Origin of the sequence: Kaistella jeonii (assembly GCF_000812865.1) — a bacterium.
Lineage (GTDB): Bacteria > Bacteroidota > Bacteroidia > Flavobacteriales > Weeksellaceae > Kaistella > Kaistella jeonii.
Genome location: NZ_JSYL01000004.1, coordinates 59,064 through 85,523, shown reverse-complemented (window position 1 = coordinate 85,523; position 26,460 = coordinate 59,064). Strand labels below are relative to the sequence as shown.

Annotated in this window: 26 protein-coding genes; 14 read left to right on the top strand and 12 right to left on the bottom strand. The window is 35.5% G+C overall.

Going from position 1 to position 26,460, the window contains the following annotated elements:
* Positions 1-46: 46 nt before the first annotated feature.
* The 3 genes from OA86_RS08005 to OA86_RS07995 all read left to right on the top strand — a co-directional run bounded on the left by OA86_RS08005 (position 47) and on the right by OA86_RS07995 (position 2,424).
* Positions 47-604, top strand: coding sequence for an RNA polymerase sigma factor (locus OA86_RS08005; protein WP_039351798.1), 558 nt, complete (start codon positions 47-49; stop codon positions 602-604).
* Between the two features lie 45 nt (positions 605-649).
* Positions 650-1,516 (top strand): lipoyl synthase, encoded by an 867-nt coding sequence (gene lipA, locus OA86_RS08000; protein WP_039351503.1) that lies wholly within the window; start codon positions 650-652, stop codon positions 1,514-1,516.
* Positions 1,517-1,602: 86 nt separating this feature from the next.
* A complete protein-coding gene (locus OA86_RS07995) occupies positions 1,603-2,424 on the top strand; it encodes a dienelactone hydrolase family protein (RefSeq protein WP_052257450.1) in 822 nt (273 codons plus the stop codon).
* A gap of 92 nt (positions 2,425-2,516) precedes the next feature.
* Here the strand turns inward: OA86_RS07995 and OA86_RS07990 are convergent, their stop codons facing one another.
* Both OA86_RS07990 and OA86_RS07985 read right to left on the bottom strand, forming a co-directional pair.
* Entirely contained in the window at positions 2,517-2,996 is a 480-nt protein-coding gene (locus OA86_RS07990) for a Dps family protein (protein WP_039351497.1), read from the bottom strand.
* Between the two features lie 54 nt (positions 2,997-3,050).
* A complete protein-coding gene (locus OA86_RS07985) occupies positions 3,051-3,431 on the bottom strand; it encodes a SpoIIAA family protein (protein ID WP_039351494.1) in 381 nt (126 codons plus the stop codon).
* A 311-nt stretch (positions 3,432-3,742) separates the two neighbouring features.
* Here OA86_RS07985 and OA86_RS07980 point away from each other — a divergent pair, with 311 nt between their 5' ends.
* The 10 genes from OA86_RS07980 to OA86_RS07935 all read left to right on the top strand — a co-directional run bounded on the left by OA86_RS07980 (position 3,743) and on the right by OA86_RS07935 (position 15,393).
* Entirely contained in the window at positions 3,743-4,996 is a 1,254-nt protein-coding gene (locus OA86_RS07980) for a CinA family nicotinamide mononucleotide deamidase-related protein (protein WP_039351491.1), read from the top strand.
* A gap of 1 nt (position 4,997) precedes the next feature.
* Entirely contained in the window at positions 4,998-5,372 is a 375-nt protein-coding gene (locus OA86_RS07975) for a YkvA family protein (protein WP_039351488.1), read from the top strand.
* Entirely contained in the window at positions 5,369-5,965 is a 597-nt protein-coding gene (locus OA86_RS07970) for a DUF2238 domain-containing protein (RefSeq protein WP_039351486.1), read from the top strand. Before OA86_RS07975 ends, OA86_RS07970 begins: the two co-directional genes overlap by 4 nt.
* Before the next feature lie 152 nt (positions 5,966-6,117).
* The gene (locus OA86_RS07965; protein ID WP_039351483.1) at positions 6,118-6,780 is read left to right on the top strand and encodes a head GIN domain-containing protein; all 663 of its coding nucleotides are present in this window, start codon (positions 6,118-6,120) and stop codon (positions 6,778-6,780) included.
* 95 nt (positions 6,781-6,875) lie between these two features.
* A complete protein-coding gene (locus tag OA86_RS07960; RefSeq protein WP_039351480.1) occupies positions 6,876-8,969 on the top strand; it encodes a M13 family metallopeptidase in 2,094 nt (697 codons plus the stop codon).
* 255 nt (positions 8,970-9,224) lie between these two features.
* Entirely contained in the window at positions 9,225-11,303 is a 2,079-nt protein-coding gene (locus OA86_RS07955; RefSeq protein ID WP_039351476.1) for a M13 family metallopeptidase, read from the top strand.
* A gap of 148 nt (positions 11,304-11,451) precedes the next feature.
* Positions 11,452-12,021, top strand: a complete 570-nt coding sequence (locus tag OA86_RS07950) for a hypothetical protein (RefSeq protein WP_039351474.1) — start codon at positions 11,452-11,454, stop codon at positions 12,019-12,021.
* An 18-nt stretch (positions 12,022-12,039) separates the two neighbouring features.
* The gene (locus tag OA86_RS07945) at positions 12,040-13,632 is read left to right on the top strand and encodes a flotillin family protein (protein ID WP_082017307.1); all 1,593 of its coding nucleotides are present in this window, start codon (positions 12,040-12,042) and stop codon (positions 13,630-13,632) included.
* Positions 13,633-13,643: 11 nt separating this feature from the next.
* Positions 13,644-14,492: an alpha/beta hydrolase family protein gene (locus tag OA86_RS07940; protein ID WP_052257448.1), complete on the top strand. Its 849-nt coding sequence runs from the start codon at positions 13,644-13,646 to the stop codon at positions 14,490-14,492.
* A 76-nt stretch (positions 14,493-14,568) separates the two neighbouring features.
* A complete protein-coding gene (locus OA86_RS07935; RefSeq protein WP_039351469.1) occupies positions 14,569-15,393 on the top strand; it encodes a TerC family protein in 825 nt (274 codons plus the stop codon).
* 19 nt (positions 15,394-15,412) lie between these two features.
* Here OA86_RS07935 and OA86_RS15310 read toward each other — a convergent pair whose 3' ends face one another.
* On the bottom strand, positions 15,413-16,108 hold the full coding sequence (locus OA86_RS15310; RefSeq protein ID WP_052257447.1) for a TMEM175 family protein: 696 nt from the start codon (positions 16,106-16,108) through the stop codon (positions 15,413-15,415).
* A 207-nt stretch (positions 16,109-16,315) separates the two neighbouring features.
* On the opposite strand from OA86_RS15310, the gene OA86_RS07925 reads away from it, so the two are divergent.
* Positions 16,316-17,137, top strand: a complete 822-nt coding sequence (locus tag OA86_RS07925) for a T9SS-dependent choice-of-anchor J family protein (protein WP_039351466.1) — start codon at positions 16,316-16,318, stop codon at positions 17,135-17,137.
* A gap of 73 nt (positions 17,138-17,210) precedes the next feature.
* Here the strand turns inward: OA86_RS07925 and OA86_RS07920 are convergent, their stop codons facing one another.
* The 9 genes from OA86_RS07920 to OA86_RS07880 all read right to left on the bottom strand — a co-directional run bounded on the left by OA86_RS07920 (position 17,211) and on the right by OA86_RS07880 (position 26,446).
* The gene (locus OA86_RS07920; RefSeq protein WP_039351790.1) at positions 17,211-18,032 is read right to left on the bottom strand and encodes a flavin reductase family protein; all 822 of its coding nucleotides are present in this window, start codon (positions 18,030-18,032) and stop codon (positions 17,211-17,213) included.
* 52 nt (positions 18,033-18,084) lie between these two features.
* Complete coding sequence (fahA, locus tag OA86_RS07915) at positions 18,085-19,332, bottom strand: fumarylacetoacetase (RefSeq protein ID WP_039351788.1); 1,248 nt, start codon at positions 19,330-19,332, stop codon at positions 18,085-18,087.
* A 78-nt stretch (positions 19,333-19,410) separates the two neighbouring features.
* Positions 19,411-19,872: a hypothetical protein gene (locus tag OA86_RS07910; protein WP_039351462.1), complete on the bottom strand. Its 462-nt coding sequence runs from the start codon at positions 19,870-19,872 to the stop codon at positions 19,411-19,413.
* Between the two features lie 69 nt (positions 19,873-19,941).
* Positions 19,942-21,072: a 4-hydroxyphenylpyruvate dioxygenase gene (gene hppD / locus OA86_RS07905; RefSeq protein ID WP_039351458.1), complete on the bottom strand. Its 1,131-nt coding sequence runs from the start codon at positions 21,070-21,072 to the stop codon at positions 19,942-19,944.
* A gap of 210 nt (positions 21,073-21,282) precedes the next feature.
* Entirely contained in the window at positions 21,283-22,071 is a 789-nt protein-coding gene (locus tag OA86_RS07900; protein WP_039351455.1) for a hypothetical protein, read from the bottom strand.
* Between the two features lie 110 nt (positions 22,072-22,181).
* Positions 22,182-23,465, bottom strand: a complete 1,284-nt coding sequence (locus OA86_RS07895; protein WP_039351452.1) for an acetyl-CoA hydrolase/transferase family protein — start codon at positions 23,463-23,465, stop codon at positions 22,182-22,184.
* A 691-nt stretch (positions 23,466-24,156) separates the two neighbouring features.
* Positions 24,157-25,344: a homogentisate 1,2-dioxygenase gene (locus tag OA86_RS07890; protein WP_039351449.1), complete on the bottom strand. Its 1,188-nt coding sequence runs from the start codon at positions 25,342-25,344 to the stop codon at positions 24,157-24,159.
* Positions 25,345-25,444: 100 nt separating this feature from the next.
* Complete coding sequence (locus OA86_RS07885; protein WP_039351446.1) at positions 25,445-25,990, bottom strand: hypothetical protein; 546 nt, start codon at positions 25,988-25,990, stop codon at positions 25,445-25,447.
* Positions 25,991-25,999: 9 nt separating this feature from the next.
* Positions 26,000-26,446 carry a hypothetical protein gene (locus OA86_RS07880; RefSeq protein WP_039351443.1) on the bottom strand — a complete coding sequence of 149 codons (447 nt, stop codon included), beginning with the start codon at positions 26,444-26,446 and terminating at the stop codon, positions 26,000-26,002.
* Between the last annotated feature and the right edge of the window lie 14 nt (positions 26,447-26,460).

The window sequence follows — 26,460 nt, the reverse complement described above, 5'->3', positions numbered from 1 at the left end:
CTAAATGTTGATCTCCGCTTTAAATTTGGTTATATTTGTTTTCGCAATGAAAAATACAGATCTTATAACGCTTATTTCACTCGCTAAGAATAAAAATCAAAAGGCTCAAACGCAACTGATCAATCTTTTTTGGGTTGATGTTTTCAGTTTTGTGATGAAGAAAGTGCAGAACGATAATGTAGCGGATGAAATTACGGTTTCTGTTTTTTCTAAAGTTTTAGCAAAACTCGATCTCTACGATCCAAATTTTCAGTTTAAAACCTGGATTCTAACCATTGCACAAAATTCAGTTATCGATTACTGGCGAAAGAAAAGTCGCGAAAACGAAGATTCTACCGATAACTTCGATGATTTTAAAAACCATTTTGCTTTATCTCCGGAAGAACTCTTAATTTCAGCTGAAGATCAGAAACAAATTGTGACCATAATTGAAAGTTTAGACTCTAAATATCAGGATATTCTTCGGTTGCGTTTTTTTGAAGAGAAAAGCATCAAAGAAATCGCGGAAGAACTTAATATTACCGTTGCCAATACGAAGGTGAGAATCATGCGCGCCAAAAAAGTCCTCTCAGAATTATTGAAAACAAAGGAGTTCGAAGATTGATGAAAACAATTCCAAATTCCCTAAATTTGTAACTTACTTTTAAAGATGAACGAAACGCTTCTCGATACACCACTTCAAAAACCAAAATGGATCCGCGTAAAACTTCCGACAGGAAAAAATTACCGTGAACTTCGAACTTTGGTCGATAAATATAAACTCAACACGATTTGCCAAAGCGGAAGTTGTCCGAATATGGGTGAATGTTGGGGTGAAGGAACAGCAACTTTTATGATCCTCGGAAATATCTGCACCAGAAGTTGCGGATTTTGTGGCGTGAAAACCGGAAAACCTTTGGATGTAAACTGGGACGAACCTGAAAAAGTAGCGCGGTCTATTAAACTCATGAAAATAAAACATGCGGTTTTAACTTCTGTCGATCGTGATGATTTAAAAGATATGGGTTCCATTTTATGGACAGAAACTATAAATGCCGTTCGTAGGATTTCACCTGGAACGACCATGGAAACATTAATTCCAGACTTTCAGGGAATTACAAAACATATCGACCGATTAATTTCTGTAAACCCCGAAGTTATTTCCCACAACATTGAAACTGTAAAACGTTTAACCCGAGAAGTACGGATTCAGGCAAAATACGAAAGAAGTTTAGAAGTTCTCCGATACTTAAAAGAAGCCGGGCAAAATCGTACAAAAACAGGATTAATGCTTGGTTTGGGCGAGACAAAAGACGAAGTGATGCAAACCATTGAAGATATTAGAAATGCAAATGTTGATGTGATTACAATCGGACAATATTTGCAACCCAGCAAAAAACATTTGCCCGTAAAACGTTTCGTTGATCTTGAAGAATTTGAAGAGTACAGAATCTTCGCAAAAGATTTAGGTTTCCGACATGTTGAAAGTTCGCCTTTGGTCAGAAGCTCTTATCACGCAGAAAAACATATTCATTAAAGAATTGAAAATACAGAATCGGAAAAATCGTTATCAAGTTTGATAGCGATTTTTTCGTTACTTTTAATAAATCAAAATCTATAACAATGAATATTCTGAAAATTTCTAAACTGTTTCTCTTTTTTCTGGCAGTTTCCTGTAAAGAGAAATCAACTTCAAATGATATGACAACATCATCCTCAAATAAATTGAAAACAGAAGATATTTCCTACAACGTCGACGGGAAAAATTATAAATCCTTTGTCGCATACAAAGAAGGTTCGAATGAAGCAAAACCTGTCGTGATGATCTTGCCAGAATGGTGGGGTTTAAGGGATTACGCAAAAGACCGCGCGAAACAATTGGCTGAGTTAGGCTATTTTGCAATGGCGGTAGATTTGTACGGCGATGCAAAAGTAGTCGATAATCCGACCGATGCTCAAAAATTGACCGAACCTTTTTATAAAATTCCAGTGAATGCAAAAATGATTTTTGATGGTGCAAAAGCGAGAATTCTAAAATTTGATAACGCCGATTATAATAAAATTGCCGTCATTGGATACTGTTTTGGTGGCGCACAAGCTTTGAATATGGCAAGACAAGAAAGTGATTTGAAAGGAGTTGTAAGTTTTCACGGTAATTTAATGACAGGCATCAAACCAAAAAATAATAAAGTCCCGATTTTGGTTTGCAATGGTGCGGCAGATTCTTTTGTTTCGCCAGAAGAAATTGCGGCTTTTAAAAAACAAATGGACTCTTCTCACGTAAAATATACCTTCATCGATTATCCGAATGCGGTTCATTCTTTCACCAATCCTGCTTCAACAGAAATAGGTAAAAAATTTAATCTAAAGGTTGCTTATAATAAAGAAGCCGATGAAAAATCCTGGAATGATATGAAAGTTTTCCTGAAAGATATTTTTAAATAAAAACAAAATTTAATCTAACAAAAAAGTCCCTCTTCTTAGGAGAGGGATTTAAGTTGAGGACTTTAAAAACAGAGATTTTATTTTTTCGCAGATTAAGATTCCTTGAAATATTTTCTCAGTTTCCAAGCCATTTTTTCGTGTTCCTGCATCAAACCATTTAAGAAGTCTGAAGTTCCCGCATCGCCATATTTATCTTCAACGACATCTAAATTTTTACGCAGCGATTTTACGATCGTTTCGTGATCGCCAACTAATTCGCGCAACATTTCCTGAACCATCGGTATTTTTCCCGGTTTTTCTTTAAGCAGAGACATTTTTGCAAATTCAGAAGTCGTTCCAATTGCAACTCCGCCCAAAGTGCTGATTCTTTCCGCAACTTCGTCAATCGCTTCTGCAACCGCAGTATATTGATCTTCAAAAAGAAGGTGAAGTTCCATGAAATTATCTCCCGAAAGATTCCAGTGAAATTTTCTTAGTTTAATATAAAGTACATTTCCATCGGCTAAAACATTGTTAAGTACGCCATTTACTGATTCTAAATTCTTCGCTGTAATTCCTAAGTTTGGTTTCATAATAATTTATTATTTGATTTAAGTTAAATATTGAATTGTTTATTAATGAATTCTTTAATCATTCACTTCGTTCCCGTTTGCACACCAGAAAACTGCATTCTCTAAATCGTCTGTTGGAAAAAATTCAACTTCTCCCGGCATGATCACACTGAAAATTGCCGTGAAATTCTGAACACTATTATTATCCGTTACGATCGCTGCACGGTTCCATTTGGTTATGTTTTTCAGACCCAAAAGAGCGTCCTGAAACCATGCTCCTGCAGTAAACTGATCCAAATCTGTATCCAAAAAAAACAGATAATTGAGTTCGTCAAAAGTATTTACTTTCGCTTGTACGTGAGGGAAAACAAGGTTTTCAAAATCTTCTTTTGAAACTTCTCCGGTCGCTTTAAATGCAGCAACATTATCGGGCACATCAGGAATAACTGTAATCATATTTTAAGTTTTTAATTTTTATTTAGGAGCATGAAGATTAATTTGTTGTAAAAAAGATTAACCCGCTTTCACTACTCGCTTCCCATTGCATCGGGAGAGCTCAAACATGCCGTTCAATCGGGGCTAAAATTTAATCTACTTCTTCTCCCGAAAGATTTTCCCTCTATTATTAACAAGAATTGAACCATCTTCAGATTAATCATTTTGAAAAAACAAGATTTATGAAATCTATCATGAACAAGGCAAAATAACTTTCAAATACATAAAATCCCTTTCCTAAATTCCGTAATTTTATCATCTTAAATTTAAAAATGAAAGCAGTTCTCATCACCATCGGCGACGAAATTTTATCTGGAAATACCGTTGATACGAATTCTAACTTTATTGCAAATCACCTCAAAGATATTGGAATTCCGGTTGTGCAGATTTTTACCATTTCCGATACGCTCGATACGATTAAAAAAACATTACAAACCGCTTTTGAAATCGGCGACATCATTATAACAACCGGTGGTTTAGGACCAACGAAAGATGACAAGACTAAAATTGCTTTTGCTGAGTTTTTTAATGATGAACTGGTGTTAGATGACGGAACTTTTGACCACTTGAGAAAACTTTTCATCAAAAGAAATCGCGAACATTTACTGGAGATCAATAGAAATCAAGCGGTTGTTTTATCAAAAGCCATAATTTTTCAGAACGAAAATGGTTCTGCACCTTGTCAGATGATTGAAGAGAATGGCAAAGTTACCATTTGTCTTCCCGGAGTTCCGTACGAAGTAAAACCTTTGATAAAAGATAAAATAATTCCTTTTCTGAAAAATAAATTCTCTTTGAATCATATTGAATCTCAAATTATTTCTGTCGTTAATTTTCCTGAAAGTTTATTGGCGTTAACCATTGAAGACTGGGAATTGGCGTTACCGAATAATATTTCTCTTTCTTATTTGCCCATCGGAAATCGCGTAAAACTTAGGTTAACTGCAACCGGTAATGATTTAAAGGAATTAAAAAATCAACTCCAACAAGAATCTGAAAAACTGAAACCATTAATAGGAGAAAAAGTAATTTCCTGGAATGGCAACGAAATTCAGGAGATTCTGAAAGAACTGCTGATCGAAAAAAAACTCACGCTTTCCACCGCAGAAAGCTGCACCGGCGGAGAATTAACCCGATTGATCACTTCGGTTTCCGGAAGTTCCAGCTATTTTCTGGGCGGAATAATTCCGTACGATTACCATAAAAAAATAGAAATTTTAGGTGTTTCAGAAAAAACCATTTCAGAAAAAACTGCGGTTTCAGCGGAAGTTGCTCAGGAAATGAGTTTAGGTTCTCTGAAATTATTTCACACCGACATTTCTCTTTCTACGACAGGAGTTTCAGGACCCAATTCTGATGAATTTAATAATGAGATCGGAACCGTTTTTTATTCCATTCGTGTGAAAGATTTCGAGAAAACAAACCGACTGTTTCTTCCGCATTTGGAAAGAAATGATTTTGCCAATTTTGTTTCTCAAAGAGTTTTGCAGGATCTCATCGAGATTTTAATCCAGGAAAAATTCTAATTTGAACTTTAAACAACTTCAACAAAAATTAAAAGATCTCAAGCAGGAAAGTATCACGATTTACTATGCGTTGCGGGATAAAAGAACGCCTTTGATCGCTAAAATCTTTGCGGGAATTACGATTGCTTATTTGTTAAGCCCGATTGATTTGATTCCAGATTTTATTCCTGTGTTGGGAATTTTGGATGATTTAATTTTAGTTCCGATCCTTATCAAAATCACGGTCTCTTTAATACCAGATGATCTTTATGCAGAAATTAAAGAAAACGTAAATGCAGATGAAAAGCTTCAAAAGCGATGGTATCTGGCAATTCTTGTAATTGCGATCTATGTTGCTCTTCTCATTTTTCTCTATTTAAAATTTTTTAAAAAATGAAACTCAAATATATTTTATTGATTTTGACATTGGTTGCCGCAGTATTTTCTTTTGTTGGAGCAAAGGAAAATTTCACCTGGTGGCTCGAAGCTTTTCCCGTAATTCTGGGAATTTTAGCATTAATTATTTTCCGCAAATTTCAGTTTACCAATTTAGTTTACACCGTAATTTTCATCCATTTTTTAGTTTTGCTTTTGGGAGCACATTACACTTATGCCGAAGTTCCCGGTTTTAAGTGGATGAATGATCTATTTGGCGGAACAAGAAATAACTATGATAAGATCGGTCATTTTATTCAGGGATTTTCTCCAGCTTTAATTGCGAGGGAAATTTTAATTAGAAAAGATGTTCTTCATAAAAAATCCTGGCTTTTTTTTATTGTGATTTCTATTGTTCTGGCAATCAGTGCTTTTTATGAAATGATAGAATGGTGGGTTTCTTTGTTTTCCGGAGAATCAGGCGACAGTTTTTTAGGGACGCAAGGTTATATTTGGGATACTCAAACCGATATGTTCATGGCACTTATAGGTGGAATTTTTGCATTGTTGCTCTTTTCTAAAATTCACGACAAAAAAATTCAGGAATTGCAGTAAATTAATTGCTATTGACTTTAGTAAAAATGTTTTTACCTAAATTCTATAAGACCAATTAATTAAAATTCTTTGTAGAAAAAGTGCAAATCTTTTTTTTAAATTTGAAATAATTGAGCATTGAAAACGTTTATAAACTATAAATCAATTTAAATATGAACAAATTTTTCGGAAGTTTTTTAATCGTCGCTTCTCAATTTTATTTCGCACAATCGACCCGAAATGTAGGCGATTTTTCCTCTTTGAAAGTCTACGATAAAATCACAGTCGTACTCATTCATGCCGACGAAAACAAAGTCGAAACAGCAGGCGACAACGCCGATCTGGAAACAGTGAACAAAAATGGAGAACTTAAAATTCGAATGGCGCCCACCAAAATCATGCAGGGAGATCAAGTTTCTGTAAAAGTTTTCTACAAAAATCTAAATGATATTCAGGCAAGTCAGGGTTCAATGATCTCTTCTAAAGATGAAGTAGAAGGGACAATGCTTTCGCTCACCTCTAACGAAGGTTCTAAAGTAAATTTAGCAGTGAATGCAAAAACACTGAACGCGAAAATGAATTCTGGGGGTGAAATTACAGTTTCCGGGAATGCAGATCATCAGGATATTTTGGTGAATTCCGGTGCAAAATATTTAGGTAAAAATTTAGAATCTCAAAGTGCTTCCGTAACCACAAACGCGGGAGGAATTGCAGAAGTTAATGTTTCTGATTCCGTAAATGCAACAACCAGAGCAGGCGGAGTTATCGATGTTTACGGTGATCCAAATGACAGACAAGTGAAAAATGTCATCGGTGGAAAAATAAACTTTAAATAAATTACAACAAAGTCATTCGGAAAGAATGACTTTTTTATTTGCTATGCTGTAACAAATAAAAAATATTATAGACTAAACTATAAATAGCTTTTTTAATGAAAAATATAAATATAGGTATTTTGGCTTTTGCTGGAATAATCGCCCTTAATTCATGTGCTACAAAAGCGGTAGCGACACCAGAAACTCCTTCTACGCCAATGGAAACACCTAAAGAAGTGGTAAAAGAAACTCCAGAAAAAGGTTTAGATTTTACAACCTTTGATAAATCGGTTCGTCCGCAAGATGATTTCTATGATTTCGTGAACGGAAGCTGGATGAAAACTGCAAAAATTCCTTCAGATAAATCATCTTGGGGAAGTTTTAATAAACTGGCAGAAGATACGGACAACAATTCCATGAAAATTCTTAACACGCTGTTGAACGATAAGTTTGCAGACGGAAGTGAAGGTAAGAAAATCCAGGATTTGTACGGAACGTATATGAATTTGCAGAAGAGAAATGCTGATGGCATCGCTCCGATCAAAGGTGATTTAGCGAAAATTGACGCTATAAAAAATGTTTCTGATTTACAGAAATATTTGATCGAAGCGACCAGAAATGGTGAAAACCCTTTCTACGGTTGGAATGTTGATGCTGACATGAAAAACTCTCAAATGAACGCGGTTTATTTAAGCGATGCCTCGCTTGGAATGGGACGTGATTATTACCAGAAAGTAAATGCGAAAAATACGGAAGCTTTAGCAGAATATGCGAAATATATCGCTTCAATGCTCGATGTTCTAGGTTATAAAAATTCTTCAGTTGCTGCGAATAATATCGTTGCTTTTGAGAAAAGTATCGCGCAGTCTTATTTAACCAATGAGCAAATTCGTGATGCAACTTTACAGTACAATCCAGAAACGATGGCGCAACTTTCGGCAATGGTTAAAAATGTAAATCTGCCAAAATATTTAGCTGCTGTTGGCGTAAACACCGACAAAGTAATCGTTGGAGAATTAGAATATTACAAGAATTTAGATAAATTCATCAATGCTAAAAATATTCCTTTGATCAAAGATTATATGAAATTTCATATGATTTCGGGGAATGCAAGTCATCTTTCTGCAGATCTTGATCAGAAGAAATTCGAGTTTTATGGTAAATATTTAAGAGGACAACAGGAGCAAAGAGCACAAAACAAACGTGGTTTCGAAATGATCAATGGCGTTTTGGGTGAAGCTTTTGGTAAATTATATGTAGAGAAATATTTCCCTGCTGCAGCGAAAACTCAAATGATCGAATTGATCGATTATCTGAAAAAAAGTTTTGCTTCCCATATCACCAATTTAGCTTGGATGTCGCCTGTAACGAAAGAAAAAGCCTTAAAGAAACTGAACAAGTTTACCGTAAAAGTAGCGTATCCTGATAAATGGAAAGATTATTCGAAACTCACCATTAATTCAGAAAAAAATGGCGGGACTTTATACAAGAATCTTCAAAATGTTACCGCTTGGCAATATCAAAAAGATTTAGACAAGATCGGTAAACCGGTTGACCGTACAGAATGGGGAATGTCGCCACAAACCGTGAACGCCTATTACAATCCTTTGAACAACGAAATCGTTTTCCCGGCTGCGATTTTACAGCCGCCGTTCTTTAATCCAGATGCAGATGCAGCCATTAATTTTGGTGGAATTGGTGCCGTAATTGGTCACGAAATGACACATGGTTTCGATGATGCAGGCGCACAGTTTGATGCCGATGGAAATTTAGTTGACTGGTGGACTGCAGAAGATAAAGCCAACTTCGAAAAAGCGACGAAAGCTCTCGCAGCGCAGTACAGTACTTACGAACCTGTGAAAGGAACCTTCGTCAATGGTACTTTTACCAACGGTGAAAATATTGCAGATTTAGGTGGAGTTAATATTTCTTACGATGCTCTTCAAATGTATTTAAAAGACCACGGAAACCCAGGAATGATAAGTGGTTACACGCAGGATCAAAGATTCTTTATGAGTTGGGCAACCGTTTGGAGAACTCTTCAAAAAGAAGCTGCCGTCTTAAATCAAGTGAAAACCGATGAGCATTCACCCGGTTTATACAGAGCATTTGGTCCCTTAGTTAACACAGATGCATTCTACAAAGCGTTCGATGTAAAAGATGGTGACAAACTTTATAAAAAACCAGAGGAAAGAATTAAAATCTGGTAATCATTTAAGATTAAATATTTAGAAAGTCACTTCATTAATTTGGAGTGATTTTTTTAGAGCGTAACCCTCGCCAAAGCTTTCCCGACACTCGGGTCGCGCTTTCCGCTAAATCTTTTTTATACCGTTCTTTGAACGGCACAAAAAAGGATACCGCTGCAATCGCTTACGCAAGAAAAAAGCCATTAATAAAAGCTATTTTAAAACGATAAAATAATTACTATCTTTGAAATATATCAAAAAATCATTTACGATCTTATGAAAAAAATCACAATTACTGTACTTGCTTTTTCAGGTATTATAGCCCTGAATTCGTGTTCAACCACAAAGACCGCAAAAACTGAAACTCAACAAATGTCGGTAGAAACAAAGGTAATTCCCGAAGAAGGTCTCAATCTTTCTTATATGGACACTTCTGTTCGTCCACAAGATGACTTCTTTAATTATGTCAACGGAAACTGGATGAAAACTGCCGAGATTCCTGCTGACAAAACAAGTTGGGGAAGTTTCAACGCGTTGAGAGAAGATGTTGATAATTCATCTTTAGAGATCCTTAATAAAATCCTTACCGATAAATTCTCCGCCAATTCTGAAGGAGAGAAAATCCAGAATTTATACGGAACTTACATGGATTGGAATAAAAGAAATGCAGATGGAATCAATCCCATCAAAAATGATCTGAATAAAATCGATGCTATTAAATCTGTTGCAGATCTGCAAAAATATTTAACCGATGCAACCAAAACTGGCGACAATCCTTTTTACGCTTGGAGAGTAAGTGCAGACATGAAAAATTCTGTAATGAATGCAGTTTATTTCGGTGGCGCTTCACTTGGTTTAGGCCGTGATTATTATCAAAAAGATAACGAGGCAAATACTAAAACTTTAGCAGAATATAAAAATTATCTGGCGCAGCTTTTCGGCGTTCTTGGAAATAAAAATGCGGATCAAACTGCGCAAAGAGTTGTTGCTTTTGAAAAACAACTGGCTGGAGATTTATTGACTAACGAGCAAAATCGCGACGCTAATCTTCGTTACAATCCAAAAACATTACCTGAACTTTCTAAATTGGTAACCCATATCGATTTACCGAAATATTTGAGCGATGCCGGAGTTAAAACCGATAAAGTAATCGTAAGTGAATTGAAATATTATCAAAATATGGATTCATGGATGAACGAAAGAACACTTCCGTTGATCAAAGATTACATGAAAGCAAGATTGGTTTCTTCCAACGCTGGAAATTTAGACAAGCAGTTAGACGATATTAATTTCAACTTTTATTCTAAATTTTTGCAGGGACAACAGGAACAGCGAGCAATGAATAAAAGAGGTTTGGGCGTTATTAATGGTGTTTTAGGAGAAGCATTTGGTAAATTGTATGTAGAAAAATATTTTCCTGCAGGCGCAAAAGAACAAATGGAAACTTATATTGGTTACATCAAAAAATCTTTCCAGCAGCATATCGCAGATAACGACTGGATGTCTCCGGAAACTAAAGTGAAAGCGCAGGAAAAATTAGCGAAATTTGCTGTGAAAATTGCATATCCAGACACCTGGAAAGATTATTCAAGATTACAATTAGAAGGACCACAAGATGGCGGAACTTATTACAAAAATCTTCAAAATATCACCGCTTGGCAATATGCGAAGAATTTAGCTAAAGTTGGAAAACCGGTAGATAAAACCGAATGGGGAATGTCGCCGCAAACTGTAAATGCGTATTACAGCGGTTCTAACAACGAGATCGTTTTCCCGGCTGCAATTCTTCAACCGCCGTTCTATAATTTCAAAGCAGATCCTGCAGTGAATTTTGGTGGAATTGGTGCCGTGATCGGTCACGAAATCTCGCACGGTTTCGATGATTCAGGTTCTAGGTTCGACGGTGATGGAAACCTTAATAATTGGTGGACTGATGCCGACCGAAAAAATTTCGATGCGAAGGTAGGCGAACTGGCAAATCAGTATAATGGTTACGAACCAGTGAAAGGAAGTTTCGTCAACGGAAAATTCACCAGTGGAGAAAACATCGGTGATTTAGGTGGAGTAGCAGTTGCTTACACTGCGCTTCAAATGTATTTGAAGGATCACGGAAATCCAGGGTTAATTAGTAACATGACGCAAGATCAAAGATTCTTCATGAGTTGGGCAACCGTTTGGAGAACCAAGTCAACAGAGAAATATATGGTGAATCAGGTGAAAACAGATCCACATTCCCCAGGATTTTTCCGGGCATTTGGACCATTAGTGAATCAAGATTCATTTTACCAGGCATTCGATGTAAAGCCAGGCGATAAATTATACAAAGCACCGGCAGAAAGAATAAAAATCTGGTAAAATAATAAGTTTTTATTAATCACAACCCTTTCAGCCTTTCAAAGGCTGAAAGGGTTTTTTATTTTCAAAATGATCAATATTTTCGGGAAAGTAGCGCATAATTAATCTTAAAATCAAGCACAAAATCCTATATTTGTAAAAAACCACCATGTTAGATTTTCTTGAGGGAATGGATCAGCTCCAAAAAATATTTTGGTATATCGCATTGATTACAAGTCTTATTTTTTTGGTTCAAACTGTTCTCACTTTTACTGGCAGTCATTCCGCAGATGTAGCAAACACCGATTTTGATGGAGATCTAAATCATGCAGATGCGCCATTCCAATTATTTTCATTAAGGAATCTGATCAACTTTCTACTCGGATTTGGTTGGACAGGAGTTGCGTTCTTCGAAACGATCCCAAACAAAATGATTTTGGTCGCACTTGCTTTTGCTGTCGGAGTTGCTTTCGTTTTTATCTTTTTTATTCTCATCGTGCAGATCATGAAACTCACCGAAGATAATACGTTCAACATCCAAAATTTGGCTGGTAAAAGTGGCGAAGTCTATCTGAATATTCCCGCAGAAATGTCCGGAAGAGGAAAAGTTTTAATCTCCGTGAAAGGTTCTAATCACGAACTTCAAGCGATGACTCGGTCCGAAATTTCCTTGCTTTCCAGTCGATTGGTGAAAGTGGTCGAGATTTTAGACGGTGTTTTAATAGTATCTCCAGTATAAATTCAAATTAAATAAATTATGTATATGTCCGGAACAATTATTCTTATTTTAGTAGCGGTATTCGTATTCTTCGTTACTTTTTTAGCACTTATTTCGCGTTATAAAAGATGTCCATCCGACAAGATCTTGGTAATTTATGGTAGAACAGGAGGAACTTCTGCAAAATGTATTCATGGTGGTGGAGCTTTTGTTTGGCCGGTAATTCAGGATTACGCTTATCTTGATTTAAAACCGATTTCCATCGACACCAATTTAACAAATGCCCTTTCAAAACAAAACATTAGAATTGATGTTCCGTGTCGTTTTACAATTGCCATTTCTACAGAACCTGATACCATGGGAAATGCAGCAGAAAGATTGCTGGGTTTAGCGCCGGAACAGATTCAGGAATTGTCGAAAGATATTTTATTCGGACAGTTGCGTTTGGTGATTGCGACCATGACCATTGAAGAAATTAATACCGATCGTGATAAATTTTTAGATAACATTTCTAAGAACGTCGATACTGAATTGAAGAAAATCGGACTGAAACTTATCAATGTAAACGTTACCGATATTAGAGATGAATCAGGTTATATCGAGGCTTTAGGAAAAGAAGCTGCTGCAAAAGCGATCAACGAAGCGAAAATTTCTGTTGCAGAACAGGAAAAGATCGGGGAAACCGGAAAAGCTTCCGCAGACCGTTCGAAAGATATTGAGATTGCTGAAACAAATCGTGACCGTGATGTTCGAATTGCGGTAACTCAAAAAGACAGAGAAGTAAGTATTGCTGCTGCAGAAAAAGATGAATCCATCGGAAAAGCTGAAGCGATGCGGGAATCCAGAATTGCAACTTCTCTTGCGAATTCAATTGCAGTTGAAGGAGAAAATCACGCAAAAATCACCATTGCAAATTCTGATGCACAAAGAAGAGAAAAAGAAGCAGAAGCTTTAAAACTGGCGATGACGGCTGAAAAAGTTCAGGCTGCTGAAGCTTTAGAAGAATCTTATTTAGCAGAACAAAAAGCAGAAACAGCAAGAGCTGAAAGAGAACGATCCACCCAATTGGCAAACGTCGTAGTTCCTGCTCAAATTTCAAAACAGAAAATAATTATCGACGCAGAAGCTGATGCAGAAAGAATTCGTTTGAATGCAAAAGGAGAAGCAGATGCCATTTTCTTAAAAATGGAAGCTGAAGCGAAAGGTCTTTATGAAATTTTGACGAAGCAGGCAGAAGGTTACGATCGAGTTGTAAAAGCTGCAGGTGGTGATGCTAAAAATGCCTTCCAGTTGTTATTAATCGAGAAACTTCCGGAATTGGTGAGAACTCAGGTTGAAGCAGTGAAAAATATTAAAATTGATAAAATCACCGTTTGGGACAGTGGAAATAATGCAGACGGAAATGGTTCTACAGCAAACTTTGTATCAGGAATGATGAAAACGGTACCTCCTTTAAACGATCTTTTCAATATGGCCGGATTGAATCTTCCGGATTATTTGAAAGGAAAATCTGAAGCAGAAACGAAGCACGAAATTTCAAAAACTGTAGAAAAAGTGAAGAAAGAAATCAGACCTGAAGTTAAACCGGAAATAAAACCTGATTTGCCAGAAAACGATACGAATCCGACTTAAATTAAAATATTATGAGTAATACAATTACTACTCAGAAAAATATCATAATCAAAAATCCCGAAACCCGGGATTTTTTGGCAGATGCATTTTATCCTGAAAACGGAACAAATTTACCGCTCGTAATTTTTGCCCACGGTTACAAAGGGTACAAAGATTGGGGCGCCTGGAATTTAATGGCCGAAGAATTTGCAAAAGTGGGTTTCTTTTTTGTGAAATTTAATTTTTCCCATAATGGAACAACGGTAGAACAACCTAATAATTTCGCCGATTTAGAAGCTTTTGGAAATAACAATTTCTCCAAAGAAATGTCTGATTACGATGAGGTTTTGAATTATTTTCAGGAAGATCCTCACGTGGACAAAGAAAAGATCGCCATTATCGGTCACAGTCGAGGAGGCGGAATTACGGTCATCAAAGGTTTTGAAGACGAGCGCGTAAAACTAATCGTTTCTTTAGCGGGAGTCAGCAATTTTAAATACCGTTTTCCAAATCAGCAACGCTTCGGAGACTGGAAAACTTCCGGCGTCATGTATTCGGAAAATAAAAGAACGCATCAAGAAATGCCTCATTATTTTCAGTTTTTTGAGGATTTTGAAAGGAACGAAGAGCGATTTGATATTCAGTACGCCGCGCAACATTTGGTAAAACCGCTCTTGATCATTCAGGGAACGAATGATGACGCGGTTAAAGACAAGGAAGCTTTTCTTTTAAATGAATGGTGCAAAACTTCTGAATTGGTTCTTCTTGAAAATGCAAATCATACTTTTGGAGCGAAAGAACCCTGGATGGAAAAGCAACTTTCGGAGGATTTAGAGAAAGCAACTTCTGCGATGATCAGGTTTATTAAGGAGCATTTTTAAGGCGCAATATTAATAAAACTTAATATTTAAGTCTTGTAAAATTTTGGTAGTTTTATCGGCCAAAATTTAAATTAAAATGTTTCTATCCATTCTTGAATTTCCAGATTTTGCGCAACCGCAGATTTGGATCAGCTTACTCACACTTACTTTTCTGGAGATTATTCTGGGGGTTGATAATATTATTTTCATTTCCATCATTTCAGATAAATTACCCAAAGAAAAACAGAAATTCGCCCGAAATTTGGGATTGACTTTTGCGATGGTTTTCCGGATAGTTTTACTCTTAATGATCAGCTGGATCATCGGCTTGAAAGAACCTGTTATAACGCTGCCATTTATCGAAGAACCGGGAAGTGATCTACCTTTAGCTTTAAGCTGGAAAGACTTGATCCTTTTTGTCGGTGGATTATTTTTGATCCTTAAAAGTACCTTCGAAATTCACGGAAAAATGCAGGGACACGATGAAAATCACAAACCAAAATCTACAGGATCTTCTTTAATGACGATGGTTATTATTCAGATTATTTTGGTCGATATGGTTTTCTCCCTTGATTCAATTCTTACCGCGATCGGTTTGGTTGATAATGTAGTTTTGATGATCATTGCGGTCGTAATTTCAATTGGAATGATGATGGCTTTTGCGGGACCAATTTCCAGTATCATTAATAAATATCCGAGTTTACAGATGCTTGCACTGTCTTTCCTCGTTGTGATCGGGGTCATGTTAGTTGCTGAAGGAATTCACCAGCATGTGAGTAAAAATATCATTTATTCTTGTCTTGCTTTCAGTCTTTTAGTTGAGGTTTTGAACATTAAATTCAGAAATAATCAACAGAAAAAATATTTGAAATTAAACCCTGATCTGAATAAAGATTTAAGCATCAAAGAAGATAACGATTAAAATAAAAGAGTGAATTTTTTCACTCTTTTTTCTGCTTTTTTGTTGAAATTGTTGTTGCAATTAAATTTGATTTTCTAATCTTCCTGCCGATATAGGCCATCGCGAAAGGAATTATAAATAAGATCATGCGACCAATTCCGGGATCTAAAAGACAAACCAGTAAAGAAATCAGAAAAATGACCGGCGTAACGAGAGATCGTATTTTTCCATATTTAATGTAATTTTCCGGAACGAATTCGGTGATTTTATTTTTAGGATTAGTGATATATGTCAATAGAATATAATTCATAATTCCCGTGAAGCAGATATTAAAAACATAAATCGCGTAAGGTGAGATTAATTTCAAATGTCCTTCCGTCACCGAATACTCGCTATAAATTGCGGTCGTAAAAGGCATTATAACAATCGTAAAAAGAAAAACCAAGTTGATCCAAAGAAGTTTTTTGGTGTAATTTATCACGTAACCAAACATGTTGTGATGAGCAGTCCAGTAAACTCCGATCAGGAAGAAACTTAGAACAAAACCTATAACTTGTGGAATCTGTTTCGCGAATTCATTTAAGAAATCCTTTTCAGTGGCATTTTCCGGAACGATAGGAACTTTCAGTTCGATCACTAAAATCGTGATGGCGATCGCAAAAACTGCATCACTAAAAAATATTAAACGTTCGACCTGAAAGTCTAGTTTATGAGGGTGATGTTGCAGTTGATTCATCGGTAAATTTTTATAAATTTAATACAAAAACCTGTTCTATTAATTTTTAAGAACATTTATTTTTCGCGTAAACTTTCTTTCATTGTCTATATTATAAAGCAAATCAAAAATTTTAACACAGATCTTTTTGGATGGGAAAGGCTTAGCTTAATTTAGGTTGCTCAAATTTGTTTCATTATATTTGGGTACATAAAAAAAATTATAATTATGAAGAAAAATCTACTTTTTGGTATTTCTCTGCTTTTAGGATCTTTTCTAATGGCTCAGAATACGCACAGCAATCGTGCAAGTTCAAGTGTAAATCTTCCGTATTCGTATGGTTTTGAAACTGCAGATTTAGATGAATGGATCGTTACGAACGAAGGTCAGGGTAATATTTGGACTCGTGCACAAGCTTCATCTATAACTCCAGACCCGTCGGAAGGAACTTTTTACATGCTCTATGAATACAATGATACTTTTGCGGCGAATACTTATCTGTATTCCCGTGGTCTCAATTTAAAAGCTGGGAAAAACCTCACTTTAAAATTTGATTATCAGGGAATCAATCCTATTTTTACGGAAAAGATGGAGGTAAAAATTGGAACTTCAAAATCGGTGGCGGGACAGACGACGCAGTTGTGGATCAATGAGGCGATCAATAATTATCCTTATCAAACGGCGACTGTTAATTTTACCGTTCCAGCTGACGGTATTTATTATATTTCATTCCGGGCTTTTTCTGATCCGGATGAGTTTTATTTGGCATTAGATAATGTAAAGGTTTTTGAAACTGACTTGGCTACTGAAAATGTAAGTACTTCAACCTTAAAATTTTATCCTAATCCAGTAGTTGATGTATTAACGATCTCAGATTCGAAAGATCTTGCAGTAATAGAGATTTACGATCTATCCGGGAAGAAGGTAATGTCACAAGAATCTAAATCTTCCAAAGTAGAATTAAATGTATCTCATTTACAACCTGGAATGTATATTGGTAAAGCAAATTCTGACGGAAAATTGAAAACTTTTAAATTTATTAAGAAATAAAATTTTTTTAAAATATACTGAAATATCCCGATTTTTAGTCGGGATATTTTTGTTTAAAAAGTGATGTTAAATTTTATTTTCGTAAAATTTTCCAGGCTTCTGCAATATTGTTTTCTGAAAGATGCTTTTGCGCTTCCAGATGTTTGCTCTCGTCGTCGTGGAAACTCCCGCTTGGGAGATCCTCTGTATTGGCAAGCATTCCTAAGTCATTACCTGTGAGGATTTTACTTAGTTTAACTTCCTCGGGTAATAAGTCAAAGCCAATTCCTTTTGTTACTAATGGTTTTGGAACCTCAAATAAATTATGTTCATTATTCCGGGAATACCAGTTTCCACCTAATCTTGCAACAAGATCTAGTTTTTTCTGGTCTAAATTTCCGTCCTCATTTAAATATTCTTCGCGAACATGAATTTTAATGATTTCACAAATAACTAAATTTCCGGCGCCACCTTCAGTTCCCAAATGTTTTACTTCTAAAACTTTACATTCTAAATTGACTGGGCAATCTTCGATCAGTTTCGGTTGAACCAAATCAGCATCTTTCATGGTTAAACCAGATTTTACAAACTCGTTGATTTCCTTCTCATATTCCGTAGAAGCCAAAGAAATCTGTTGTACAATTTTGTAATTTACAATTCCGATCACGACTTCGGGAACTTCTAAAACATTTTCTAAAGTATGTTTCGTCGTATTGTCGCGAACTCTTCTGGCTGGAGAAAAAATCACAACAGGCGGATTAGAACTGAACATATTGAAAAAACTGAAGGGACTTAAATTCACATTTCCATTTTTATCAATCGTTGAAGCCAAAGCGATCGGTCGTGGTGCAATTGCAGTCTGCAAAAGAGTTTGCAACTGGAAATTATTTAGATCTTGAGGAGAAATTGTTTTCATATCGTTCGAAAATAGTGTCGTTTTTAACACATTAGTCACATTAGTATTTAAATTAATTCGCCGGCAAAATTTTACCCGAAACCTCACCAAAACCAACTCTAATTCCGTCTTTTTCAGCAAAACCTTTCATGATCACCGTATCATTATCATCGATAAATTTGCGTTCTTCTCCGTCTTTTAATTTTAAAGGATTCGTTCCTCTCCAGGTTAATTCGAGCATCGACCCAAAAGAGTTTGGATTTTCCCCGGAAATAGTTCCCGATGCATATAGGTCGCCAACTTCAACATTACAGCCATTGATGGTATGATGCGCCAACTGTTGCGTCATATTCCAGTACATGAATTTATAGTTGCTTTCTGAAATTAAATTTTCAGTACCATTTTCAGGTTTGATATAAACTTCAAGATTAATGTCAAAATTTTTGTCGCCTTCAAATTTTAAATAATCTAAAACTTCAGGTTCTTGTTTTGGCGATTCTGTTCTGAAAGGCATTAAAGCTTCCAAAGTTACAACCCAAGGTGAAATTGAACTTCCAAAGTTTTTCCCTAAAAATGGTCCAAGGGGAACATATTCCCAGCTTTGAATATCTCGAGCCGACCAGTCATTAAAAATCACCATTCCGAAAATTGCATCTTCAGCTTCTGCAGTAGAAATACTTTCACCCATTTCGGTGTTTTTATTGACGATGAAAGCCATTTCCAGTTCGAAATCGAGTTGCTTACAAGGTCCAAAAATAGGCGATTCAACATCCGCAGGTTTCGTTTGACCTTTCGGACGAATAATATCGGTTCCTGAAACGACGATCGAAGAAGCACGGCCATGATAACCTACCGGAAGATGTTTCCAGTTTGGAAGCAAAGCATTTGCAGGATCACGAAACATTTTGCCAACGTTGGTCGCATGTTCGATGCTGCTGTAAAAATCGGTATAATTTGGAATATGAACTGGCATCATCAGTCGGACTTGATTCGCGTTAAAGAAACATTCTTCAATCGTTTTTTCGTCATTTGCCAATTTAGAATTTTCCTCTAAAAGTTCCTGAATTTTTAGCCGAACAGCATTGGTAACAGGTTTTTCTAATTCTATAAATTCATTTAAGGTATAAGCTTCGAAAACATTTTCGTTGATACCTTCGATTTCATCGAAAAATCCGTAATCGTAAAGCGTTGCTAAATCTATTACCATATCACCGATTCTGGTGCAGCATGCAATATATTCGTTTGAAAAAACACCGACACCAAATGGAATATTATGAATAGAAAAATCTGAATTTTGATCGTAGTTTATAAAAGATTTTATCATTTTTTAGAATTTAAAGTAAAGGTTCAAAGTGTAAATGGGATTTAAACTTTGAACCTTTTTATTATTTATTGAGATCTATTTTTTATTGATCGCACCTTCTTCAATCCAGCGTTCTCTGGTATTGATATCAACGAGATAAAGGATATTTTTTTGTTTCGTCATGAGAAAAGTTTTTGCGACAGGTATCGCAATTTTTGTTCCTTCCAGTTTATCAGCTCTTACCGATACGACATTGTGATTTGTTCTCACCACATCTCCTGAAAAAACATTGGAAGAAGTTTCGCCATTTTTTTTATCATCAAACATTTCTACGTAGGTTGCCAATTTACCTTTGATGATGATAAAACTTCTTTCGGTATGATCATCAAAATCTTTGATCAAAACAAATTTGGTGTCATCAATATTGACGTCTTTTAGGTTTTGATTAATTCCTCTTTTCTCCTCTAATCGCTCTAAAATTGCGTTGAGAGAACCATATTGAGCCTTCATCACCATCGAACCCACTACAAGTAAGACGAAAGAAAATATTTTTGTCATTTTGAACTGATGATTTTGTTAAAGAAAATTTTGCACGGTCTTAGAGCGTTCGATTTTGAAAACTTTATTTTAAAGATTTCCTCTTTTTTCCTGCTCTTTTTCTAAGGCTTCGAATAATGCTTTGAAATTTCCTGCTCCAAAACTTTGTGCGCCGTGTCTTTCAATGATTTCGAAGAAAAGAGTAGGGCGGTCTTCCACAGGTCTTGTGAAAATTTGCAAAAGATAACCTTCTTCATCACAATCAATTAAGATTCCTAAGTCAGAAAGTTTTCTAAGGTCTTCGTCGATCGTTCCAACACGTTCGGGAACCATCTCGTAATAAGTATTCGGAGGAGCCGGTAAAAATTCAATTCCTCTCGCTTTTAATTCTGTAACTGTTTTAATGATGTCTCTTGTTGCAACTGCGATGTGCTGAACACCTTCACCTTCGTAAAAATCTAAATATTCTTCTACCTGAGATTTTCTTTTTCCTTCCGCAGGTTCATTGATCGGGAATTTTGCGAAACCATTACCGTTACTCATCACTTTAGACATCAAAGCGGAATATTCAGTGTTGATCTGTTTATCGTCGAAACTTAAAATATTGACAAATCCCATCACGTCTTCATACCACTTCACAACAGGGATCATTCTGTTCCAATCTACGTTTCCTACGCAGTGATCAACATATAAAAGTCCGACATCACTTGGATTATAAACGCTTTCCCACTTCTGATAACCTGGCATAAAATCACCTTTGTAATTTTTTCTTTCAATAAACATATGAATCGTTTCGCCATATGTATAAATTCCAGACATACGAACTTCACCGTTCTCATCGGTTAAAGTTGTTGGTTCTAAATAAGGTTTTGCACCTCTTTTCGTCGTTTCTTCAAAAGCCGAATAAGCATCATCAACCCAAAGTGCTAAAATTTTTACACCGTCGCCATGTTTTTTTTGATGTTCACAAATCGGAGAATCAGAATTTAATCCAGATGTTAAAACCAATCGGATTTTTCCCTGCTGAACGACGTAAGATGATCGATCACGAACTCCAGTTTCGGGTCCCGCATAAGCAATGGACTGGAAACCGAAAGCAGTTTTGTAGAAATGGGCTGCTTGCTTCGCATTTCCCACATAAAATTCAATATAATCTGTTCCGTTAATGGGTAAAAAATTCTCTGCCTGTGCTATTTTTTCCGCAAATGTAAGTGTTGACATTTTTCTTTTATTTAGTAATGCCAAATTACGATAATTTTAGGTTTTACGAAAATGCATCCTTCAAATTAGAAAACGAAGGTAAGTGCTTATAAGTATTTTTAAGTATTTTTAAGTTTGAAGGGAGGATGTTACTTCTTTTATATTTGCAGCATAGAAATATTTAGATATTCTAGAAACACAAATGATGTAAACTAAGCCCTATTTTGTGGCTTAGTTTATTTTTAGGATCTGTCCGTAATCGGGATTAAAATTATCCCAGATCTTCCATTCTTCTCCGAATTTTTTTATAAAATAAAACTGAGTATTGAGGTGATTCGCAATGTATGTATTCTGATCACCATCCATAAATAACAAATTCCAAAATTCTTGGGTCTTAATGACTTTAAGTTTTCCATCATCGCTGATCTTAGTCATTCCAAATATTTCATAATTAGATCGGTTATTCTCGGTAATAATAACTAAATTATTTTTTCTTTTTTCCTCCATTGCAACCCGGATTCTTTCAGTTAATGGAGATTCTACGTAAACAAATCTTGAAATCTTGTTTATACTAATTTTGGGTAAATCCATTAACGCGTCAAACTGTGATTTACAAAAATTAATAATCAAATCTTTTTCAATAGATTCAACTTTTAGGTCATTATGGGTTTCTATTTCTTCTGTCAGATTGACTCGGTCGTGGATATAATTGTTCAGATCATGCTTTCCTAAAAATAGGCAGAGTTTATCTAAAGTCTTTATAAAGCGCAGATCGTTATGGGTTTTTACCTGATAATCATTTTCAAAAAAACGCTGTAAAGTAATGGCTGAAATTGTAACTCCAAGATTAAGTTTTCGGTCACTTGTCAATAATACACAAGTTGATAAATATTCGGAAATAATATCAGATAAAATAACAAACTGACTTCTTTTCCATTCCCGAACCTGACCCAAAATCGATAATGTAACATTTGGATGAGATTTAATATCATTTTTTATGGCATTGTAAATATTTTCCAAATTTTTATCTTTTTTTCAGAACAAAGATAACATTTCTTTAAAAGTTAAATAATAAAATGTGTAACAAAAGATAAATTCCCAATTTTCACTGGGAATTTAGTCGAATTCTTTTATTTTAAATATAATTTGAATCGCTCAAAAGTTGCTTGATCCAACATTTCCCGATCATCTGGATGAGAAATTTCAATGAGTGCTTTTGCTCTTTGTTTCAAACTTTTCCCATAAAGATAAGCAGTTCCGTATTCGGTCACAACGTAATGAATATGTCCTCTCGTCGTAACAACTCCAGCTCCCTGTTTCAAATAGGGAACAATTCTCGGAACGCCTTTTTTTGTTCTGGAGGAAATGGCAATAATAGGTTTTCCACCCTCAGAAAGTGCAGCACCACGCATAAAATCCATTTGTCCACCAATTCCACTGAACTGATAGGTCCCGATGGAATCTGCACAAACCTGACCTGTTAAATCAATTTCAATCGCAGAATTAATCGCCACCATTTTTTTGTTTTTCATAATGTTGATGGGATAATTCACGTGTTCAACATCCATAAAAGCGAACGAAGGATTGTCATGAATATAATCGTATAATTTTCGGGTACCAAAAGCAAAACTTGTAATGGTCCGATTCAAATGTGTTCCTTTAAATTTATTATTGACGATATCATTCTTTATCAGATCTACAATTCCGTCGCTGATCATTTCGGTATGAACTCCAAGATCTTTGTGATTGTGAAGACACTTTAAAACCGCATCTGGAATGGTTCCGATTCCCATCTGCAATGTTGATTTGTCATCAATTAATTCTGCGACATTTTTACCGATCAACAGTTCGCAATCCGTCACTTTTGCGCCGTAATCTACTGTTAAAAGTTCCTCTTCATTCCACACCATTTTATCAATTTTGGAAACATGAATCATTCCGTCACCATGAGTTCTGGGCATTCTTGGATTTACCTGTGCAATAATAATTTTTGCGTGATCCACGGCACTTCTCGCGACATCAACGGAAGTTCCCAAAGTGCAATAACCGTGTTTATCGGGAGGAGTTATGGTAACAATTGCAACATCGAGTGGCAATATTCCATTTTTGAAAAGCAAAGGAATTTCACTTAGAAATATAGGAACAAAATCGCCACGTTCTGAATTTACAGCCTCACGAACGGGTGTAGAAACAAATAGAGAATTAATGTAAAAACTGTCTTTGTACTGAGGTTTTGCGATTTCGACATTTCCTTGTTGCGTGATCGAAACAAACTCTACGTCTCGAAGTCGGGAAGATTGTCTCGCCAATTCATCAATCAAAAAATTTGGCGTACAAGCGCTTCCGTGTGAAAAAATTCGATCACCGCTTTTGATTAATGATACCGCTTCTTCGGCACTTACATATTGACTCATGCTTTTTTATTTTCGTTTAATTTTATTTCTAATTTCTTTTTCAAATTTACTTATTTCGATTCATATTTAGAATGAATAAAATCAGTTTTATAGAAATGTCTTAATTTCTCCGGATTAAATTTTATTAATAATAATATCTCGCAGATGTAGCACATTATTTACCATCAAAAGTTTCATATTCAAAAAAATCTAGTGAAAGATTGAGTCATTAGAGTTAAAAATAAGAATTTAGACCCCTTCTTAATGCAGTAAAAATTAGTAGATTCCTCAAATTAATTCAAGGTTTTGTATTAATAATTAACGCAAAACCCCATTGTCCTCTAGAAATAAGGGGTATTTTCATCCGAAAAGTTGTCGCACCCTTGTAACAGTCTTTCGGACTCTCCCGAAAAGTTGTCGCACCCTAGAAACGACCTTTCGGGTTCTGCGGAAAAGTAGTCGCACCCTTGAAACAAACTTTCCGGGTCTTCCGAAAGCTTGTCGCACCCCTGAAAGTGACTTTCGGAAAAAAAAAAGAGACCACAACCTAAACATCATTTCAAAATTGCCGAAATTTTGCGCTACAGCAGATTGGGTGATGTTTGCAAAGCTGCGTATTTACCTGAGTTATTTCTAAATTTTATCAAGAAAATATGGTTTCGTAATCATAAAAAAAGCGGACTCTATTGAATCAGCTCTTTTATATTAAAAATTATTCCTGCGACCGGTCTTTTAAAGTATGATCTTCGCTTTCTAACCAGGAAGTTTTGTAAGTCGGATCTTCTACTTTCATAGCTTCTTCCGTAATTTTAAACGGCCGGAAAGGATCGACCATCACTGCAAACTCTTCTGTAAATTTTTTACCGATCGATCTTTCCATCGCTCCAGGATGAGGGCCATGAACGATTCCACCAGGATGAAGCGTGAAATCCATTAAATCGATATGATTTCGGCTCATAAAATCTCCTTCTGTGTAAAATAAAACCTCGTCTGAATCGATATTCGAGTGGTTGTAAGGCGCCGGAATTGCTTGCGGATGATAATCATACATTCTCGCAACAAAAGAACAAACCACGAAATTATGCGCTTCGAAAGTTTGATGAATTGGTGGCGGTTGATGAATTCTTCCCGTAATCGGTTCAAAATTTTTGATATTGAATTTGAAAGGGTAAAAATATCCGTCCCAACCCACAACATCAAAAGGATGAGTTGCGTAAACGAAATCCCAGATCTGGTTTTCCTTTTTAACTTTGATTAGAAAATCACCTTTTTGATCAATTGGTTCTACGTAAGTCGGGGTGATAATATCTCTTTCACAAAATGGGGAGTGTTCCAGAAGTTGACCGAACTCATTTCGATATCGCTTCGGAGTGTAAATTGGCGAATGACTTTCTACAATTAAGAATACATTTTCTTCTGTATTAAATTCCATTTGATAGATCGTACCGCGGGGAACAATTAAATAATCACCTACAGAAAATTCCAGATTTCCTACGAATGTTTTCATGGTTCCGCTTCCTTCATGCACGAAAAGAAGTTCATCACATTCTGCATTTTTATAGAAATATTCGGTTGATTTTCGCGGCTTTGCCAAGCCCATTTTGAGGTCATTGTTGAGCATCAAAATTTTTCGACTATCCAGAAAATCGTCTTCTGGGGTAACATTCACTCCTTTAAACATTCTTGGAGTTACGTTTTTATCTACTGCAATTTTTGGCGTGACATCTTTCGGTTCGCTGATCGATTTTATTTGTGTTGGGCGGTGAATGTGATAAAGTAAGGAGGAAATTCCATGGAAACCTTCCGTCCCGAAAAGTTGCTCATAATAAAATTTATCGTCTTCTGATTTGAAAACAGTGTGTCTTTTTTGAGGAATTTTCCCGGAATGATGGTATCTCATTTTTTTACTTTTTGGAGTTATGTAAAATTAATGAAATTTTCAGACTTTCAAAAAATGATTTTTTTAGAGGAAAATCAGAAATTAATTTTATAAGTAAATGCTATTCAAAGCTCATCATGGGTTCATAGAATTCTTCTTCCATAACGCCAAATTGCTGGCAAAGTAATTTAATTCCTTCTAAATTTTTTATCAAATGTTCATCCCTTGAAATCACTGGAATCGGACCCATTTCTGTACTAAGAACGAATTGATCAGTATTTTTTTGAAAGACAGAAGATTGAAAAGGAAGTTTTCTGAAATAATGTGGGCATTCTTCAACGATCGTTTCCAATTCACTTGGATAAATTAAAATCCCACCCGGAGTAATATTTCTTAAAGCTGGATCTATATTTTCGCTGTTAATTTCCTTTGAAATAAAGAATATAGTAGGTTTAAACTGAGAAGCTTTTTCTATATCAGAAGTTTCAAAAATAACAAAATCATTGTCATCATTTTTAGTCAAACCATCTTCAAGAAAAAAGTCAAATTCCTTACAGGAAAAATTCAAAACTTCTACAACTAATTTCGCAATCGAAGGATTTGAAGTGTAGATCAGAACGCGGGTTTTCTCTTTAGAATAATCGAGTAGAGCAGGAAAAGAAATCATTAAAGGAAATTATTTTTTAGAATCGACGGCTTTCGTATTCGAGGAAATGATTTGCTGAAAGACATTTGTTACTGCTTCCCAACGTTTGTTATCTTTCTTCATGATAGATGCAGCATTAGATTTTCTTCCGGAATTTGCACCATTTGTTACATTAATGGAGGTTGAAATGTGGTCATAGATCTTTTTATAATCTTCCTGAATGCTTCGGAAATTATTTTGGGTAAGAACCGATTCGATATTTTTCAACTCTTCATTTGAAATTTGAAAATCTTTTTTTACTTTTTTTTCCTGTGCTTCAAAAGAATAATGAGCGTTGTTTCCTTTGATCAAAAGATTTTCATAAATCGGTGAGAAACCGCCGCTTCTTGAATAACTGTAATCAAAATCCGAATATTTATTTTGGGTTTTGCAACCGGCTAATATCAATAATAAGAATACAAAAATGAGGTTTTTCATTAATCAATATTTGT

Coding starts and splice junctions, on each gene's coding strand:
- OA86_RS07990 (WP_039351497.1), bottom strand. CDS start 2,996: ATGAAACCAAACTTAGGAATTACAGCGAAGAATTTAGAATCAGTAAAT.
- OA86_RS07885 (WP_039351446.1), bottom strand. CDS start 25,990: ATGATTTCTTTTCCTGCTCTACTCGATTATTCTAAAGAGAAAACCCGC.
- OA86_RS07880 (WP_039351443.1), bottom strand. CDS start 26,446: ATGAAAAACCTCATTTTTGTATTCTTATTATTGATATTAGCCGGTTGC.
- OA86_RS07995 (WP_052257450.1), top strand. CDS start 1,603: ATGAATATTCTGAAAATTTCTAAACTGTTTCTCTTTTTTCTGGCAGTT.
- OA86_RS07965 (WP_039351483.1), top strand. CDS start 6,118: ATGAACAAATTTTTCGGAAGTTTTTTAATCGTCGCTTCTCAATTTTAT.
- OA86_RS08005 (WP_039351798.1), top strand. CDS start 47: ATGAAAAATACAGATCTTATAACGCTTATTTCACTCGCTAAGAATAAA.
- OA86_RS07950 (WP_039351474.1), top strand. CDS start 11,452: ATGTTAGATTTTCTTGAGGGAATGGATCAGCTCCAAAAAATATTTTGG.
- OA86_RS07945 (WP_082017307.1), top strand. CDS start 12,040: ATGTATATGTCCGGAACAATTATTCTTATTTTAGTAGCGGTATTCGTA.
- OA86_RS15310 (WP_052257447.1), bottom strand. CDS start 16,108: ATGAATCAACTGCAACATCACCCTCATAAACTAGACTTTCAGGTCGAA.
- OA86_RS07910 (WP_039351462.1), bottom strand. CDS start 19,872: ATGACAAAAATATTTTCTTTCGTCTTACTTGTAGTGGGTTCGATGGTG.
- OA86_RS07925 (WP_039351466.1), top strand. CDS start 16,316: ATGAAGAAAAATCTACTTTTTGGTATTTCTCTGCTTTTAGGATCTTTT.
- OA86_RS07985 (WP_039351494.1), bottom strand. CDS start 3,431: ATGATTACAGTTATTCCTGATGTGCCCGATAATGTTGCTGCATTTAAA.
- OA86_RS07940 (WP_052257448.1), top strand. CDS start 13,644: ATGAGTAATACAATTACTACTCAGAAAAATATCATAATCAAAAATCCC.
- OA86_RS07935 (WP_039351469.1), top strand. CDS start 14,569: ATGTTTCTATCCATTCTTGAATTTCCAGATTTTGCGCAACCGCAGATT.
- OA86_RS07895 (WP_039351452.1), bottom strand. CDS start 23,465: ATGAGTCAATATGTAAGTGCCGAAGAAGCGGTATCATTAATCAAAAGC.
- OA86_RS07970 (WP_039351486.1), top strand. CDS start 5,369: ATGAAACTCAAATATATTTTATTGATTTTGACATTGGTTGCCGCAGTA.
- lipA (WP_039351503.1), top strand. CDS start 650: ATGAACGAAACGCTTCTCGATACACCACTTCAAAAACCAAAATGGATC.
- OA86_RS07960 (WP_039351480.1), top strand. CDS start 6,876: ATGAAAAATATAAATATAGGTATTTTGGCTTTTGCTGGAATAATCGCC.
- hppD (WP_039351458.1), bottom strand. CDS start 21,072: ATGTCAACACTTACATTTGCGGAAAAAATAGCACAGGCAGAGAATTTT.
- OA86_RS07920 (WP_039351790.1), bottom strand. CDS start 18,032: ATGAAAACAATTTCTCCTCAAGATCTAAATAATTTCCAGTTGCAAACT.
- OA86_RS07890 (WP_039351449.1), bottom strand. CDS start 25,344: ATGAGATACCATCATTCCGGGAAAATTCCTCAAAAAAGACACACTGTT.
- OA86_RS07980 (WP_039351491.1), top strand. CDS start 3,743: ATGAAAGCAGTTCTCATCACCATCGGCGACGAAATTTTATCTGGAAAT.
- OA86_RS07955 (WP_039351476.1), top strand. CDS start 9,225: ATGAAAAAAATCACAATTACTGTACTTGCTTTTTCAGGTATTATAGCC.